Origin of the sequence: Mesorhizobium sp. C432A (assembly GCF_030323145.1) — a bacterium.
Taxonomy (GTDB): domain Bacteria; phylum Pseudomonadota; class Alphaproteobacteria; order Rhizobiales; family Rhizobiaceae; genus Mesorhizobium.
Genome location: NZ_CP100470.1, coordinates 3,686,264 through 3,701,324, shown reverse-complemented (window position 1 = coordinate 3,701,324; position 15,061 = coordinate 3,686,264). Strand labels below are relative to the sequence as shown.

The following is a 15,061-nucleotide window of genomic DNA, read 5'->3' as shown; positions in this document are numbered from 1 at the left end:
TCTATTCAATGACGCTCGAATGCATAAATCCAAATGATCTGCCGATTCCGGAAATGTACTCCCAGGTCGTCGTTGCGACAGGAAGCAAGCTGGTGTTCGTCTCGGGCCAGCAGCCAGAAGACATACACGGCAAGCTCGTTGGCCACGGTGATTTCGCAGTCCAGGCGCGCCTGACGTTCGGAAATCTTGGCCGAGCGCTTGCTGCCGCCGGCGCTCGGCCCGAGCAAGTCTGCAAGATCACGATCTACATCGTCGATTACAAACGCGACGAACACGTGCCCATCATCGAAGCGGCCCAGATCGAGCTGTTCGGCGATCACAAACCAGCAAACGTGGTGGTCGGGATAGCAGTGATGTCTCCCGGCTACCTGATAGAGATCGATGCGATCGCGGTCATCGACCCGTAGGCCAAGCGAGGACGCGTCAAGTCGCGAAACCAATCCCGGAACTCGCTGCGAGATCGCCACGACCTTGATCTCTCCATCCATCCACGATCACATCGTCATCGGCAGGAATTGCGATGTCTCGATTAAGAGCCTGCTGCTCACCTGATCAACGTCGGAAACAGGAAACACGCAATGCCCCAGCCCGGCGACGAACCATGGCCGTTCGACAAGCAACGCGCAGCCCTCCTGGTCATCGACATGCAAAGCGACTTCGTCGATGAGGGCGCCGTCATGGAAGTGGCCATGGCCCGCCATCGCATTCCGGCGATGCGGCAGGTGGTCGAGCTTTGCCGCGCGCAAGGCGTCCCGGTGATCTACACCCAGCATGTGCTCAGCGACGATTTCGATATCTCGCCGCTGGAAACCAGCTACCAGCCGAAGCTGAAAACCAAAGGAATGCGGGAAGGCAGCGCCGGCGCCGAAATCGTCGCCGCGCTTGCGCCCCTGCCCGGCGATGTCGTCATCAAGAAGCACCGCTACGACGCCTTCCACAACACGCAGATCGAGACGGTGTTGCGCAACATCCGTGGCGCAGGCCGGGTCGACACGGTGATCATCATCGGCACCGTGACCAGCATCTGCTGCGAATCCACCGCGCGGAGCGCCTTCATGCGCGACTACAAGGTGGCTTTCATCAGCGACGCCAATGGCGGACTGGACGAGCCATCGCACAATGCAACCCTCGACATCATAGGCAAGGTGTTCGGGCGCGTGATGACCGTCGCAGAGCTTGGGAGCTTGTTGCGGAGCTGAGCCCGCGCGTCAGCTGGCGTGCGTCTCAAGCTCCGGCGCCGAGCCTGCCCTCAAGAAGGTCGCGCCGCTGCTGCAATTCGCCGGAGACGAATTTGGTGAAGGCGTGGACGCGCGCCGTGCGGCGCAAATCGTCGTGCACCAGCACCCACAGCGCCGAGCCAATCTCCTCGATCAGCCCTCCGACCCTTACAAGCCCGGGCAGGCTGTCGCCGAGATAACAGGGCAGCGCCGCAACCCCGATACCGGCGCCCGCCGCATGCGACATCGTCACCAGGGAATCGGCGCGCATGGCGATCTCGACATCGGGCAGCGACGACCGCATCCAGCGGGCGACGCCGGTGTTGGCTAGGCTGTCGTCGGGCGCGATCCAGCGCAGCGCACCCAATCTCGGCTCCGGGGGTAGCGTTTCGGCGTAGGAACGTGTCGCGTAGGCGGCGAAGGCGACGCCCGAAATGCGCCGGCCGACCAGGATTTCCTGCGGTTGCGACACCGGCCTGATCGCCACGTCTGCATCCCTTTGCGTCAGGTTGGCGATGGAATTCTGCGTCATCGCCTCGACCCGTATGCCGGGATGGAGCTTATGAAACGCCGCCAGGATCGGCGGCAGCACCGACGCCATCAGCGTGTCGGTGGTGGTGACCCGCAACCTGCCTTCGAACCTGAGATCCTGCCCCGACAGTTTGCGCGCCAGTTCATTGACCGTCTCGGCCATTGTGCGTGCCGCGCCCAGCAGTTCCTCGCCGCCCGCGGTGAGGGCATAGCCAGTCGGCAGCCGATCGAAAAGGCGGATACCCAGCCGCGCCTCGAAGGCGTTGACGCGCCGCAGCACAGTCGTGTGGTTCACGCCCAGGATCCGAGCCGCCGCCGCCAGCGAAGCGCCATCGGCGACGGCCAGCACCATGCGCAGATCTTCCCAGTCGATATCGCGTGAGCTGTGCATTCTTGCAGAAAGATAAAAGAAAGCGCTGCGCTCTGCGAGCCAAAATGACGCTTCGCTGTGCAAAAACGCAGAGCAAGCGGGCGAATCGGCATGTCGATCTGCGCATGCACGCACGCCATATGGAGTCCGACGACAAAAGAAACAGTCGCGGAGAAGAGCCATGACGCCGATAGAACTCTACACCTGCCAGACACCCAACGGGCACAAGGCCTCGATCATGCTGGAAGAGGTCTGCCTGCCCTACTCGGTCCGCTTGGTCGACATCGAAAGGGGCGACCAGACCAAGCCTGATTTCCTGGCGCTCAATCCCAACAACAAGATCCCGGTGATCGTCGACCGGGACGCCGGCCGCACGGTCTTCGAATCCGGCGCCATCCTACACTACCTGGCGCGACGGTCGGGCAAGCTTCAGCCGGTGGGCGCGCAGGAGGCGGACGATACGCTGACCTGGACCTTGTTCCAGGCGGCCCATGTCGGCCCGACGCTTGGCCAATTGTGGAATTACAAAATCTTCGCGCCGGCAAAAATCCCTTACGTGATCGAGTGTTTTGAGCGCGAAACCGGACGTGTCTTCCGCGTTCTCGATAGCCGGCTAAAGCACCATGAGCACATTGTCGGCAAAAGCTACGGCATCGCCGATGTGATGACATGGCCATGGATCAACGCGGCCGTCAGCAAGCTCGGCCTCAGCCTCGATGACACACCAAACCTGGCGCGCTGGTATGCGGCCATCGGCCGCCGCTCCGCAGTTGTCAGAGGGATCGCTGTTCCCGCCCTGCCGGAAGCGTCAGCGGCCGCTTAGATCATGATGAGATTTGGTTGAAATCTCATCATGACCTAACCCTTTGTTGGAGCATGATCTTTTCCAAAAACCGGCACCCACTTTTTGGGATCATGCCCTAGCCGCCGCACCCCGCATTCAAGGAATACGATCGTGGAAATCCTCTTCATCCCTCTGGCGCTTGTCGCCGGTGGCCTGCTCGCAGTGCAGGCTGGCGCCAACGCCCAACTTTCAAAGGCGGTCGGCTCACCCTTTGCCGCGACCACGCTTCAGCTCGCGGTCGGCGCCATCGTGCTGTTGTCGATCACGGCCCTCACCGGAACGACACCGGCTCTGCTTGCCGTTCGGCAAGCCGAATGGTGGCATGCGATCGGCGGCATGGCTTCGGCCTTCTACGTCGTTTCGACCATTCTTCTGTTCCCTCGCCTTGGCGCCGTCGTGTCCGTCGGGCTCTTCATCGCTGGGCAGATGCTTGCATCCTTCGCCCTCGACACGTTCGGCTGGCTCGGGATCCCCGAAGCCGGACTGCGAGCCGGGCCTGCCTTCGGCATGCTCGTCTTGCTTGCCGGGGCTGCCCTCATCGTTCTGGGACAGAAGGGCGCGGCCGACAATACCGCATCCTCAAGACCAGGGTGGATCGGACTGGCGCTGCTGGCAGGCGCCGTGCTTCCAGTGCAAGGCGCTGTAAACGCCTTGCTTCGGCACGACCTTGGCGGCGCGCCGTTTGCGGTCGGCACCATCTCGTTCCTGGTGGCGATGCTGGCCATGGCCGCGGTGCTTCTGATCGCGCTTGCCCTGACGAAGACGCCCCGCCCTCGCCTCGCCGGCCTGTCGTCGATGCCCTGGTGGGGCTGGCTCGGAGGTTTTGCCGGCGCCACCTATGTCACGACCGTGTTCACCGCCATCCCCGTCATCGGAGCGGCAGCTGCCGTCAGCCTGACGGTGGCCGGCCAGCAGGTCGCCGGCATCTTCGTCGACACCTTCGGCTGGTTCCGCCTGCCGCAGCGGCTTGTCTCCGGCATGCGGCTCGCCGGCGTCGTGCTGCTTTTGGCCGGCTGCATCATCATCAAGGCGCTTTGATCCCGCTGGAACAAGGCAAGCCGAATCAAACCAGCCCCTGCCCTCCCTGATTTGGGGTCAGGTGTCGCTCCGGCGTCACCAACGAAGCAAGGTCCGGGCGCCGCAGAAGCAATTTTTCGCTCCTTCCACAACCGGCTCTAGAATTTCGATCGCAAATCACGCATGATGCACTTGGTATTTTCCCGGGACGGCTTCGCGCCCCCTGAAATACCGGGAGGAACGGGACATGCCCATAGTGGTTGTACTCGTTTTGATCGTCGTGGGCTCGGTGTTGTTCCACTTCCTGAGCCCATGGTGGTGGACTCCGATTGCCTCGAATTGGGACTATATCGACAACACCATCATCATCACCTTTTGGATTACCGGCGTCGTCTTCGCCGCAGTCGTCCTATTCATGGCCTATTGCGTTTTCCGCTTCCGTCACCGCGAAGGCAACCAGGCGGCCTACGAACCGGAGAACAAGCGGCTCGAATGGTGGCTGACGATCGTCACCGGAGTGGGTGTTACCGCCATGCTGGTTCCCGGCCTGTTTGTCTGGAGCCGGTTCGTCAACGTTCCAAGCGACGCAACCGTGGTCGAAGTCGTCGGCCAGCAATGGCAGTGGAGCTTCCGCTTGCCCGGCAAGGACGGCAAACTCGGCACATCCGACACCCGCGACGTCACCGCTGAAAATCCGCTGGGCGTGATCGCCAAGGATCCCAGCGGCCAGGACGACGTCGTGGTCGAAGCGGCCGACCTGCATCTGCCGGTCGGCAAGCCGGTCAAGATGCTGCTGCGCTCGATCGATGTGTTGCACGATTTCTACGTTCCGGAATTCCGCGCCAAGATGGACATGATACCGGGCTCGGTCACCTATTTCTGGTTCACCCCCACCAAGACCGGGACCTTCCAGGTTCTGTGCGCCGAACTGTGCGGCCAGGGGCACCCGATGATGCATGGCATCGTCATGGTCGATACCGAGCAGGACTATGTGGCCTGGCTCGACCAGCAGCAGACGTTCGCGCAGTTGTCGGCGCCGCAGCAGACGGGCTCGGTGGAACAGGCGCCGGGCAACGCGACGGCGTCAGCTCTAGAAGTTGCGGCAAAACTCGAAACTGTCGGGTCCCGCTGAAGGGCACGGAGGTGCTCCGCCTATGGTCGATATCACGCCTGCAGATGCCGTCCCGCCCGCCGAAGTCGCGGAAATGGAGCTTTACCATCCGCACAGCTGGTGGACGAAGTATGTCTTCTCGCAGGACGCCAAGGTCATCGCCATCCAGTATTCGGCGACCGCAACGGCCATCGGCCTGGTCGCGCTGGTGCTGTCCTGGCTGATGCGGCTGCAGCTCGGCTTCCCCGGCACGTTCGATTTCATCACCCCCGAGGCCTACTACCAGTTCATCACCATGCACGGCATGATCATGGTGATCTACCTGCTCACGGCACTCTTCCTCGGCGGCTTCGGCAACTACCTGATCCCGCTGATGGTCGGCGCCCGCGACATGGTCTTTCCCTATGTCAACATGCTGAGCTACTGGATCTACCTCCTTGCCGTGCTGGTTCTGGTGTCGAGCTTCTTTGCGCCCGGCGGACCGACCGGCGCCGGCTGGACGCTCTATCCGCCGCAAGCCATCATGACCGGCACACCTGGCGGCCAGGAATGGGGCATCATCCTGATGCTCGTCTCGCTGATCCTGTTCATCATCGGCTTCACCATGGGCGGACTGAACTATGTCGTGACGGTGCTGCAGGCCCGCACGCGCGGCATGACGATGATGCGCCTGCCGCTGACCGTCTGGGGCATCTTCACCGCCACCATCATGGCGCTGCTCGCCTTTCCGGCGCTGTTCGTCGCCTGCGTGATGATGCTGCTTGACCGCGCGCTTGGAACCTCCTTCTTCATGCCCGCGGTTGTCGAGATGGGGGAACAGCTACAGCACAATGGCGGCAGCCCGATCCTGTTCCAGCATCTGTTCTGGTTCTTCGGCCACCCGGAAGTCTACATCGTGGCGCTGCCGGCCTTCGGCATCGTCTCCGATCTGATCAGCACGCATGCGCGCAAGAACATTTTTGGCTACCGGATGATGGTCTGGGCCATCGTTGGCATCGGCGCGCTGAGCTTCGTGGTCTGGGCGCACCACATGTATGTCAGCGGCATGCACCCCTATTTCGGCTTCTTCTTCGCCACCACGACACTGATCATCGCCATCCCGACGGCGATCAAGGTCTACAATTGGGTGCTGACGCTGTGGCGGGGCGACATCCATCTCACCATACCGATGCTGTTTGCCATGGCTTTCATCGTCACCTTCGTCAATGGCGGGTTGACCGGGCTGTTTCTCGGCAACGTCGTCGTCGACGTCCCGCTGTCGGACACGATGTTCGTCGTCGCTCACTTCCATATGGTCATGGGTGTTGCTCCGATCGTCGTCATCTTCGGCGCGATCTACCACTGGTACCCGAAGGTCACCGGCCGGATGCTGAACGAGACGCTCGGCCGGTTCCATTTCTGGGTCACATTCCTCGGCGCCTACCTGATCTTCTTTCCCATGCATTACATCGGCCTGATGGGCGTGCCGCGGCGCTATGCCGAACTGACCGACGTGACGGTCATGACGGAGTCGGCGCATCACCTGAACTCGTTCATCAGCATCATGGCGTTTATCGTCGGCTTCGCCCAGATCGTTTTCCTGTTCAATCTTATCTGGAGCATCCGCCATGGGCGCGAGGCCGGTGGCAATCCATGGCGGGCCACGACACTCGAATGGCAAACGCCGCAGACGCCACCGGCGCATGGCAATTTCGGCAAGGATCTGCCGATCGTCTATCGCTGGGCCTATGACTACAGCGTGCCGGGCGCCAAGGAGGACTTCATTCCGCAAAACATGCCGGGCACGTTCGGCCCCTCCAGGGAGCCGGCATGAGCGTCATCCTGGTCTTCCTTCTCGTGATCGCCGGCTTTGCCGGCTGGTGGCTCTCGCATCAGCGGCTGATGGCGAAACCATGGCTCGAGCAAGGTGTGGCAGGAGATTTTGTCGCCTTCGACCGATCGAGCCTGCCGACGGCCAAGATTGGCCTCGGTGTCTTCCTCGCCGTGGTCGGCTGCCTGTTTGCGCTGTTCACCAGCGCCTACTTCATGCGTATGGCGCTGTCGGACTGGCAGCCGCTACCCATCCCACGCCTGCTCTGGCTCAACACCGGCATGCTGGTGCTGAGCAGCATCGCGCTGCAATGCGCCTCGATCGCGGCGCGCAAGCGCCAGATGGACACGGTCAGGCTCGGCCTTGCTGCGGCTGGGCTCACCGCGATCGCCTTCCTCATCGGGCAGCTCATGGCATGGCGGGACCTGACCGCCGATGGCTATTTTCTGGCCTCCAATCCGGCCAACAGTTTTTTCTACCTGATAACCGGGATGCACGGCCTGCATATCGTGGGAGGGCTGGTGGGCCTGGGCAGGACAACCGCCGGCGCCTGGAACGGGGCACGGCCGGAACGGCTTCGCCTCAGCGTCGAATTATGCGCCATGTACTGGCATTTCCTGCTTTTCGTCTGGCTCGCCATCTTCGCTCTTTTAGCCGGCTGGGCCGCGACGTTCATCGATATTTGCCGGCAGTTGCTGACCTAGGAGGTCGAGGAGCATGGCAGAAACGACACTGACGCATACCGGCCAAACGGAGACGCGGCCCGCAGGCTGGCAAGGCATCGCCGCCGACTGGTCCTCGGATCAGCGCGCGTTCAAGAACGTGTCCTGGGGCAAGGCCATGATGTGGATCTTCCTGCTCAGCGACACCTTCATCTTCGGCTGCTTCCTGCTCTCCTACATGACCGCGCGCGTCTCCACACGTGTGCCGTGGCCCAATCCGAGCGAGGTCTTTGCGCTTCGCATCGGCGGTTCGGACATTCCACTGATCCTGATTGCCATCATGACCTTCGTGCTGATATCGAGCAGCGGAACGATGGCCATGGCGGTCAATTTTGGCTATCGCCGCGACCGCCGCAAAACCGCAATCCTCATGCTTCTGACGGCAGCGCTAGGAGCCACCTTCGTCGGCATGCAAGCCTTCGAATGGACCAAGTTGATCACCGAAGGGGTACGGCCGTGGGGCAATCCCTGGGGCGCGGCACAATTCGGCTCGACTTTCTTCATGATCACCGGCTTCCACGGCACGCATGTGACGATCGGGGTGATCTTCCTCATCATCGTGGCGCGAAAGGTCTGGCGTGGAGACTACGACGTCGGTCGTCCCGGCTTCTTCACCAGCCGCAGGGGTCGCTACGAGAACGTCGAAATCATGGGGCTCTACTGGCATTTCGTTGACCTGGTCTGGGTGTTCATTTTCGCATTCTTCTATCTTTGGTGAGAGGCTGACATGGCTGAAGCAACCGCAAACGGCCTCGGGCAACACGCGCTGCACTCTGATCATGCGCATGAAGGGCCATCGACCGGCGTCGCGGAGGTTCATCAGGAACATCCGATCAAGCTCTATCTGGTGGTCTGGGCATGGCTGTTCATCCTCAGCGCCTGCTCCTACATGGTCGATTATCTCGGCATCCACGGCTATCTCAGATGGTCTCTGATCCTGATCTTCATGATCCTCAAGGCCGGGCTGATCGTCGCCGTGTTCATGCACATGGCCTGGGAGCGGCTGGCGCTGACCTATGCGATCATCCTGCCGCCACTTCTGATATTGGTGTTCGTGGCGATGATGCTCTTCGAAGCGGACTACACGCTTCTCACCCGGTTGTCCTTCTTCGGACCGGGGCCCTGACGCACAGTCTTCATCTCCGGTCAAAGACCGGAGATGAAGCTTCCCATCAGCTGATCTGCAGGGTCAGAGGCCTACCCGCGTCGGGGACGATGGCGGCTCCACAACCTTGCGGTAGACATGCCAGGTGGCGTGACCCAGGATCGGCAGCACGACCGCCAGCCCGGCAAACACCGGCAGCGAGCCTATGATCAGGGCGACGGCGACAATCAGTCCCCAGACAGCCATGGGGATCGGGTTCGCCAGCACCGCTCGCACCGACGTGTGGATGGCTTCGTAGGCGCCGACGTCGCGGTCGAGCAGCAATGGGAAGGCGACGACCGTCGTGCACAACACCACCACGGCGAAGACGAAGCCGATGGCGTGCCCCAGGACAATCAGAGACCACCCGCGTCCGGTGGCAAATATTTCATTGATGAAGCCCGAAATCGATACAGGCGGAGCCGGGCCGAAGAGATATTCGTAGAACACCTGCGCCGCCAAAAGCCAGGCGATGAAGATTGCAACCAGCATGATCCCGACTGCGGCGATGGCTGGCAGGGCCGGAGAATTCCTGACCTCGAAAGCGTGCGTCCAGGAGGTGTCGAGCCCGGCTTCTCGTCTGCGGCTGATCTCATAGAGGCCGATCGCCGCGAATGGACCGATCAGCGCAAAGCCGGACACCAGCGGAAACAACATCGGCAACGCATTGGCGCCCGAAGTCCAGGCAGCGAGCACCACGCCGACAAGCGGATAGATCAGGCAGAGAAAGACGATGTGCGACGGTTTGACCATAAAATCGTCAACACCGCGCTTGAGCGCATCGAAAAGATCGGAAACACTGATTTTTCGGATTTTGGTGTGTTCCAGCGTTTCGCTGGCGCCTGCAATCACGTGAAAACTTGTCATGCCCGTTCCTCCAGACCAGGTCCGGCAAGGTCGCGGTTTCACGGTGCTGCCGTTCTGCATGACTGGCCACGCGAACCGCGACCTGCACCGCAATCAATATACTCCATTGACTGGAGCTTGTCGCCCGTTCTTACAAAAGGCTCCCGGAAGGCGAGGTTTCCGAACACAGCGTCATGCCGTCACCCTCCGGCTGACATGAACGCGCGCATCGCGATGGTGTCGGCAAGCAGCACGGCAAAGATCGCGAAAAGATAAAAAATCGAATAGGCAAACAGCGCCTTGGCCGGCTTCATCTCCTTGTCGGGTATGACCAGAGCCTTCCAGGCATGCCAGATGAAACCCGCGCCCAATGCAGCCGAAACGATCCCATAGACCCCGCTCGTAAATCCGAACGCCCAGGGCAGCATGCCGATCGGTGCCAGGAGCAGTGAATAGGCGAAGATCTGCCTTCTGGTCGAGGCCTGGCCGGCCACGTTCGGCATCATCGGGATGCCGGCAGCGGCATAGTCGCCGGCCTTGAACAGTGCGAGCGCCCAGAAATGCGGCGGCGTCCACAGGAAAATGATCAGGAACAGGATCAGGCTTTCAATGCCGATGGCGCCGGTGGCCGCCGCCCAGCCGATCATCGGAGGAAGGGCACCCGCTGCGCCGCCGATGACGATGTTCTGCGGCGTCGAGCGCTTCAGCCACATCGTATAGATGACGACGTAGAAAAAGATTGTGAAGGCCAGCAGTGACGCGGCAAGCCAGCCCACCAGCACGCCGAGCGTCATGACCGAAAGTGCGGAAAGCACCAGGCCGAAGCCGAGCGCTTCGCCGGCCGTGACGCGGCCCGACGGAACCGGCCGCTTTGACGTGCGCGACATCAGCGCGTCGATGTCGGCGTCGTACCACATGTTGAGCGCGCCGGCCGCTCCCGCTCCAACCGCAATCGCACCTATGGCGATCACGGCGATGACCGGGTTCATCGCGCCGGGCGCCACCATCAGACCGACGAAGGCGGTAAAGACGGCAAGGGCCATGACCCGAGGCTTCAAGAGCGCAAAGAAATCACTGACCGTCGCTTCCGAGAGGCGGACGCCGGTATCCTTGAGGCTTTCCTTGACCGACATTTGAGACGACCATCGATGGAAACCGGGCAGCCTAGAGCAATTCCAGGAAAAGTGTATGGGGTTTTCCGTCCGGAATTGCGTAAGAACAAAGAGATCGAGTGGATCGCCGTTTCCGTGAAACGGTGAAACGCTCTGGCCGGCCGAAGAGCCAGGTTACGGGGAAAATTGCTTCAGATAGGCGATGACGTTGGCGACGTCCTCGTCCTTCTTGAGGCCGGGAAACGCCATCTTCGTCCCTTTGACCATTGCCTTGGGGTCGTGAAGATACGTCGTCAGTGTCGGCTCATCCCATTTGACGCCGGATGTGCCGGCCGCGATCATGGCTTCGGAATATTTAAAATCCGGATGCGTGCCGGCCGTCCGGCCGATAACGCCATGCAACGAAGGGCCTATCTTGTTGGTGTCTTGGTCTGCGACGTGGCAGACCTTGCATTTGGTAAAGACCTTCTCGCCCGCCGCGGCGTCCTGTGCCCGCGATGGATTGGCGATGAAAGTTGCAACGGAAACGACGGCGAAAAACGCAACCAAGCGCATGGCATTCCTCCCTGATCGTCAAATTTGCCTCAGACGGTCTGCACATGCTGGTAGCACCAGCATGCGCCCTGCACGGCAGAATAGATTCTCCGCTCCTCCCCAGATGGAATTGCGCCACCTGTGTACCACAGAATGTGGCCGGTAGGTAGAACAGGTCGACCGTACAAAGGTTCAGGTGGGCTGCGGTGGCTCAAGAGACCGCCACAACGAAAAAGGCCGCCTCGAGGGCGGCCTTTGTCTGATCTTGTCGTCAGGCGCTTATTCGGCGTCCTTGGCGGCCTTCTTCTTCGGGGCTGCCTTCTTCTTCGGCTCTTCCGCGTCGTCGGCCTTTTCAGCCTTGTCGGCCTTCTTGGCAGCGGCCTTCTTCGCCGGCTTGGCCTTGGCGGTATCGCCCTCTTCGTCGTCAGCCATCAGCTCTTCCTTGCTGACCTTGACGTCGGTGACCGAGATCTGGCTGAGCAGATGGTCGACGACCTTCTCCTCGAACATCGGCGCGCGCAGCGTGTTCAGGGCTTCCGGATTGCTGCGATAGAACTCGAAGGCTTCCTGCTGCTGGTTGGCCGGGTAGCGGCGCACCTGCTCGAACAGGCCGCGCTGCAGTTCCTCGTCGGAAACGGTGACGCCGGCCTTCTCGCCGATCTCGGCCAAAACCAGGCCGAGACGCACGCGGCGCTCGGCAAGCCGCAGATATTCGGCGCGTGCCTCTTCTTCCGTCGTCTCCTCGTCGGCGAAGGTACGGCCGGCGGCTTCGAGATCGCGGTTGACCTGGGTCCAGATGTTGTTGAACTCGGCATCGACGAGCTTCGACGGCGCCTCGAACGAATAGGCCGCGTCAAGCTGGTCGAGCAGCTGGCGCTTGACCTTCTGGCGGGTCATCGAACCGAACTGGTTCTCGATCTGGCCGCGCACCACGTCGCGCAGGCGCTCCAGCGATTCCAGGCCGAGGTTCTTGGCCATCTCGTCGTTGATTTCCAGCGCGCCGGGCTTGGACACTTCCTTGACGGTGACGTCGAAGGTGGCTTCCTTGCCGGCCAGATGCGCGGCCTGGTAGTTTTCCGGGAAAGTGACCGTGACCTGCTTCTCGTCGCCGGCCTTGGCGCCGATCAGTTGGTCCTCGAAGCCCGGAATGAATTCCTTGGACCCCAGAACCAGCGGCTGGTCGGTGCCGGCGCCGCCGGAAAAGGCCTCGCCGTCGATCTTGCCGACATAGTCGATCGAAACGCGGTCGCCTTCGGCCGCCTTGCCGGTCTTCGGCTCGAAGCTGCGCGCCGATTCGGCAACGCGCTGGACCTGCTCGTCGATTTCGCTGTCCGGCACTTCGAATACCTGGCGCGTCACCTTGATGTCGGAGAAATCCTTGATCTCGATCGCCGGGATGACCTCGTAGTTGAGGCGGAATTCGAAGTCGGCGCCGCCGGCCAGGATCTTCTCGGCCTCTTTCTCGTCTTCCGTCATGATCACTTCAGGCTGCATGGCGGCCTTTTCGCCGCGCCCCGTGATGATCGAACGGGTCGAATCGTTGAGGATTTCGTTGACCACTTCGGCCATGAACGACTTGCCGTAGACCTTGCGCAAATGCTGCACAGGCACCTTGCCGGGACGGAAGCCGTTGATGCGGACCTTGTTCCTGGCGTCGGACAGCCGCGCCATCAGCTTGGCTTCCATATCACCGGCCGGCACGGTGATCTTGATCTCGCGCTTGAGACCGGAGTTGAGCGTTTCGGTGACCTGCATCGTAAAACCTTTATCTTCACCAAAGAGGCTGCCACGGCGTCTTGCCGTTCACAGCCTGCCGGTACAATCTTGCCGGGAATGGCTTTTGGTACGGAACCTGGTGATTTGACCGAAATTACGGCTCAAATTGTTCCAAACTGCGTTCCAAGGTGTGAATAAGTTCTTGTTTTTCCTACTTCTTATCACATTCTGCAGAAGCGGATCGGCGCGTCCCGTCACATTTGACACGCCTTTTGTCACAGGCGAGGCCAATTTTCAACCATCTTCGCGTTGCAGCGAATGACCGCCCCAACGGCAGACATTTTCGCCCCGACATTGACAGAATGATGGCTACATGGGATTGCCGACAAATGCGGATGTGGCGGAACTGGTAGACGCCCTGGATTTAGGTTCCAGTGCCGAAAGGCGTGGGGGTTCGAGTCCCTTCATCCGCACCACCCTTCGCTCTATCGAGCTTCGGGTGGCAGGCCACCCAGGAGCTTGATAAAGCGAAGGGTGTCCTCCGAAGCCGTGGCGTAGGAGGACTGGTGGCGACGGCCTACACTTCAAACACTTGACCGGTAAACCACTCCGCCAATTTCGCCAGCTCCGGCCCCAGCACCCGGTCGGCGTCGACCGGCGGCACGATCTTCCTGATATCCGCGACAAAATCCTGCAATGCCGGCGGCGCGGCGCGTTCAGTCACGTACAGGGCCTGCGAGGCGATCATCGCCAGCATCGCCATTGCCGCATCGAGGCAGCGGCCGGCCGTCGCTTCCTTGGTCCAGGCGAAGAATGCGGTGGTGGCGACGTCGTCCTGGCCGGCGCCGGCCGATTCGGTGCCCGGAATGAAGGTGCGCTGCGCCGCGAGTTTGGCCTGTTCGAGATAGCCGGTGAGCGCCATCGGCACATAGCCGACATTGCCGTGCCCGTCGTTGTCGGCCCAATGCCGCCCGGTCATCAACAGGTCGGGCAGCAGCGACACCTTGCCGTTCAGCAGCTTTGAGGCGTGGCGGTCGCAGAGCAGGCAGAGATCGGCCCAGATCGCCGCCAGATCGTCGAGCGCCGGCGTCGCCATGGCATTGTGATAGCCGCCGGTCGAGATGCAGCGCCCCAGCGGGTGCGCCGCGTCGGGCGGGATATAGACTGGATTGTCCGAGATCGAGGCCAGCGATACGGTCGCCGCCTGCTCGGCGCCGGCCAGCGCCCGATGCGCATGGCCGAGCACACGCGGCACGATGCGGTAGCTGACCGGCGCCTGATAATTGCGCCGTCCATCCCCTGCGCCGACCAGAAACTGCCGCAACCCTTGCAAGGCGGCCGCTTCGTGTTCGTCGCCCCAGAGCCCGTCGAGCGCTGCATCATAATGCTCGAGCGGCGCACGAAACGCTTCGATCGACAGCGCGAACACCTTGTGCGCCATGGCGAGGCGACGACGCGCGGCAAGTGCTGCGTCCGCCACCAGTGCCGCCGCGCAGGGCGAGCCGTTGATCAGCGAACCGCGCTCCTTCACCTCAAGCTCAAGGCTGGCGGTAAGCGCAGCAAACAGCAGATAGAGCGCCAGGATCTCGCCGGCGCCACCCTGCCCTTGCGACGGCACCACCGGCATCGGGCCGCCGTCGAGCATCGCCGCGACCGCCCGTGCGATGCGCGGCGTGGTCGCGGCATTGCCTTCGATAAAGTTGGTCAGCCGCGCCAACACGATCGCCCTTACGACGCGCTCAGGCAATGGCTCACCGAACGATGTGGCGGCAGCAAAAGCCTTGATGCGCGCATGGCGGTCGCGCTCGTCAAGTTCGAGCTTGCGGCTTGCCAGCTCGCCCATCGCGGTGGTGACGCCGTAGATGACCGGCGGCGGATCGGACTCAATGAGTTTCAGGAACGAGACGCGGCATTCGGCAATGCGTTGCAAGGCCTTGTCGCCGATTTCGACCGTGTCGTTTCTCCAGGCGACGCGCAAAACGGCATCGAGATTGATATCTTCGCGCGTCGTCACCGTAATCGGCATTGTCTTCGCCCGTCTGGTTTGCATGAGGGCGAAGCGATCGATCGTTGCCGAAATCCATGCC

General features: G+C 61.6%; 15 protein-coding genes and 1 tRNA gene. 10 read left to right on the top strand and 6 right to left on the bottom strand.

What is annotated here, in order from left to right; all coding sequences use genetic code 11:
- The first annotated feature begins 8 nt into the window (after positions 1-8).
- Complete coding sequence (locus NLY33_RS17830; RefSeq protein ID WP_023705984.1) at positions 9-407, top strand: RidA family protein; 399 nt, start codon at positions 9-11, stop codon at positions 405-407.
- Between the two features lie 171 nt (positions 408-578).
- Positions 579-1,199 carry an isochorismatase family protein gene (locus NLY33_RS17825; protein ID WP_023707871.1) on the top strand — a complete coding sequence of 207 codons (621 nt, stop codon included), beginning with the start codon at positions 579-581 and terminating at the stop codon, positions 1,197-1,199.
- A 25-nt stretch (positions 1,200-1,224) separates the two neighbouring features.
- Here NLY33_RS17825 and NLY33_RS17820 read toward each other — a convergent pair whose 3' ends face one another.
- Positions 1,225-2,139 carry a LysR family transcriptional regulator gene (locus tag NLY33_RS17820; protein ID WP_023667658.1) on the bottom strand — a complete coding sequence of 305 codons (915 nt, stop codon included), beginning with the start codon at positions 2,137-2,139 and terminating at the stop codon, positions 1,225-1,227.
- A 160-nt stretch (positions 2,140-2,299) separates the two neighbouring features.
- On the opposite strand from NLY33_RS17820, the gene NLY33_RS17815 reads away from it, so the two are divergent.
- The 7 genes from NLY33_RS17815 to NLY33_RS17785 all read left to right on the top strand — a co-directional run bounded on the left by NLY33_RS17815 (position 2,300) and on the right by NLY33_RS17785 (position 8,748).
- Complete coding sequence (locus NLY33_RS17815) at positions 2,300-2,941, top strand: glutathione S-transferase family protein (RefSeq protein ID WP_031196341.1); 642 nt, start codon at positions 2,300-2,302, stop codon at positions 2,939-2,941.
- A gap of 132 nt (positions 2,942-3,073) precedes the next feature.
- Complete coding sequence (locus tag NLY33_RS17810; RefSeq protein ID WP_023705987.1) at positions 3,074-4,000, top strand: DMT family transporter; 927 nt, start codon at positions 3,074-3,076, stop codon at positions 3,998-4,000.
- A gap of 226 nt (positions 4,001-4,226) precedes the next feature.
- Positions 4,227-5,111 carry a cytochrome c oxidase subunit II gene (locus NLY33_RS17805; protein WP_023667661.1) on the top strand — a complete coding sequence of 295 codons (885 nt, stop codon included), beginning with the start codon at positions 4,227-4,229 and terminating at the stop codon, positions 5,109-5,111.
- 22 nt (positions 5,112-5,133) lie between these two features.
- Entirely contained in the window at positions 5,134-6,903 is a 1,770-nt protein-coding gene (gene ctaD / locus NLY33_RS17800) for a cytochrome c oxidase subunit I (protein ID WP_023705988.1), read from the top strand.
- The gene (locus NLY33_RS17795; protein WP_023681632.1) at positions 6,900-7,604 is read left to right on the top strand and encodes a cytochrome c oxidase subunit 3; all 705 of its coding nucleotides are present in this window, start codon (positions 6,900-6,902) and stop codon (positions 7,602-7,604) included. Before ctaD ends, NLY33_RS17795 begins: the two co-directional genes overlap by 4 nt.
- 13 nt (positions 7,605-7,617) lie before the next feature.
- Positions 7,618-8,340 (top strand): heme-copper oxidase subunit III family protein, encoded by a 723-nt coding sequence (locus NLY33_RS17790; RefSeq protein WP_023667664.1) that lies wholly within the window; start codon positions 7,618-7,620, stop codon positions 8,338-8,340.
- A gap of 9 nt (positions 8,341-8,349) precedes the next feature.
- Positions 8,350-8,748 carry a cytochrome C oxidase subunit IV family protein gene (locus NLY33_RS17785; RefSeq protein ID WP_023667665.1) on the top strand — a complete coding sequence of 133 codons (399 nt, stop codon included), beginning with the start codon at positions 8,350-8,352 and terminating at the stop codon, positions 8,746-8,748.
- 63 nt (positions 8,749-8,811) lie between these two features.
- Here NLY33_RS17785 and NLY33_RS17780 read toward each other — a convergent pair whose 3' ends face one another.
- From NLY33_RS17780 to tig, 4 genes are all read right to left on the bottom strand, one after another.
- Complete coding sequence (locus NLY33_RS17780; protein WP_023705989.1) at positions 8,812-9,633, bottom strand: DUF2189 domain-containing protein; 822 nt, start codon at positions 9,631-9,633, stop codon at positions 8,812-8,814.
- A gap of 179 nt (positions 9,634-9,812) precedes the next feature.
- Complete coding sequence (locus tag NLY33_RS17775) at positions 9,813-10,745, bottom strand: heme o synthase (RefSeq protein WP_023705990.1); 933 nt, start codon at positions 10,743-10,745, stop codon at positions 9,813-9,815.
- Between the two features lie 153 nt (positions 10,746-10,898).
- Positions 10,899-11,279 (bottom strand): c-type cytochrome, encoded by a 381-nt coding sequence (locus NLY33_RS17770; protein ID WP_023667668.1) that lies wholly within the window; start codon positions 11,277-11,279, stop codon positions 10,899-10,901.
- A 258-nt stretch (positions 11,280-11,537) separates the two neighbouring features.
- Positions 11,538-13,013 carry a trigger factor gene (tig, locus tag NLY33_RS17765; RefSeq protein WP_023681635.1) on the bottom strand — a complete coding sequence of 492 codons (1,476 nt, stop codon included), beginning with the start codon at positions 13,011-13,013 and terminating at the stop codon, positions 11,538-11,540.
- 352 nt (positions 13,014-13,365) lie between these two features.
- Here tig and NLY33_RS17760 point away from each other — a divergent pair.
- Positions 13,366-13,450, top strand: a tRNA-Leu gene (locus NLY33_RS17760).
- Positions 13,451-13,551: 101 nt separating this feature from the next.
- On the opposite strand, the gene NLY33_RS17755 is transcribed toward NLY33_RS17760, so the two are convergent.
- Positions 13,552-15,000 carry an aromatic amino acid lyase gene (locus tag NLY33_RS17755; RefSeq protein WP_023705991.1) on the bottom strand — a complete coding sequence of 483 codons (1,449 nt, stop codon included), beginning with the start codon at positions 14,998-15,000 and terminating at the stop codon, positions 13,552-13,554.
- Positions 15,001-15,061 lie beyond the last annotated feature (61 nt).

Coding starts and splice junctions, on each gene's coding strand:
- NLY33_RS17790 (WP_023667664.1), top strand. CDS start 7,618: ATGGCAGAAACGACACTGACGCATACCGGCCAAACGGAGACGCGGCCC.
- NLY33_RS17830 (WP_023705984.1), top strand. CDS start 9: ATGACGCTCGAATGCATAAATCCAAATGATCTGCCGATTCCGGAAATG.
- NLY33_RS17825 (WP_023707871.1), top strand. CDS start 579: ATGCCCCAGCCCGGCGACGAACCATGGCCGTTCGACAAGCAACGCGCA.
- NLY33_RS17775 (WP_023705990.1), bottom strand. CDS start 10,745: ATGTCGGTCAAGGAAAGCCTCAAGGATACCGGCGTCCGCCTCTCGGAA.
- NLY33_RS17785 (WP_023667665.1), top strand. CDS start 8,350: ATGGCTGAAGCAACCGCAAACGGCCTCGGGCAACACGCGCTGCACTCT.
- NLY33_RS17805 (WP_023667661.1), top strand. CDS start 4,227: ATGCCCATAGTGGTTGTACTCGTTTTGATCGTCGTGGGCTCGGTGTTG.
- tig (WP_023681635.1), bottom strand. CDS start 13,013: ATGCAGGTCACCGAAACGCTCAACTCCGGTCTCAAGCGCGAGATCAAG.
- NLY33_RS17780 (WP_023705989.1), bottom strand. CDS start 9,633: ATGACAAGTTTTCACGTGATTGCAGGCGCCAGCGAAACGCTGGAACAC.
- NLY33_RS17755 (WP_023705991.1), bottom strand. CDS start 15,000: ATGCCGATTACGGTGACGACGCGCGAAGATATCAATCTCGATGCCGTT.
- NLY33_RS17815 (WP_031196341.1), top strand. CDS start 2,300: ATGACGCCGATAGAACTCTACACCTGCCAGACACCCAACGGGCACAAG.
- NLY33_RS17820 (WP_023667658.1), bottom strand. CDS start 2,139: ATGCACAGCTCACGCGATATCGACTGGGAAGATCTGCGCATGGTGCTG.
- NLY33_RS17770 (WP_023667668.1), bottom strand. CDS start 11,279: ATGCGCTTGGTTGCGTTTTTCGCCGTCGTTTCCGTTGCAACTTTCATC.
- ctaD (WP_023705988.1), top strand. CDS start 5,134: ATGGTCGATATCACGCCTGCAGATGCCGTCCCGCCCGCCGAAGTCGCG.
- NLY33_RS17795 (WP_023681632.1), top strand. CDS start 6,900: ATGAGCGTCATCCTGGTCTTCCTTCTCGTGATCGCCGGCTTTGCCGGC.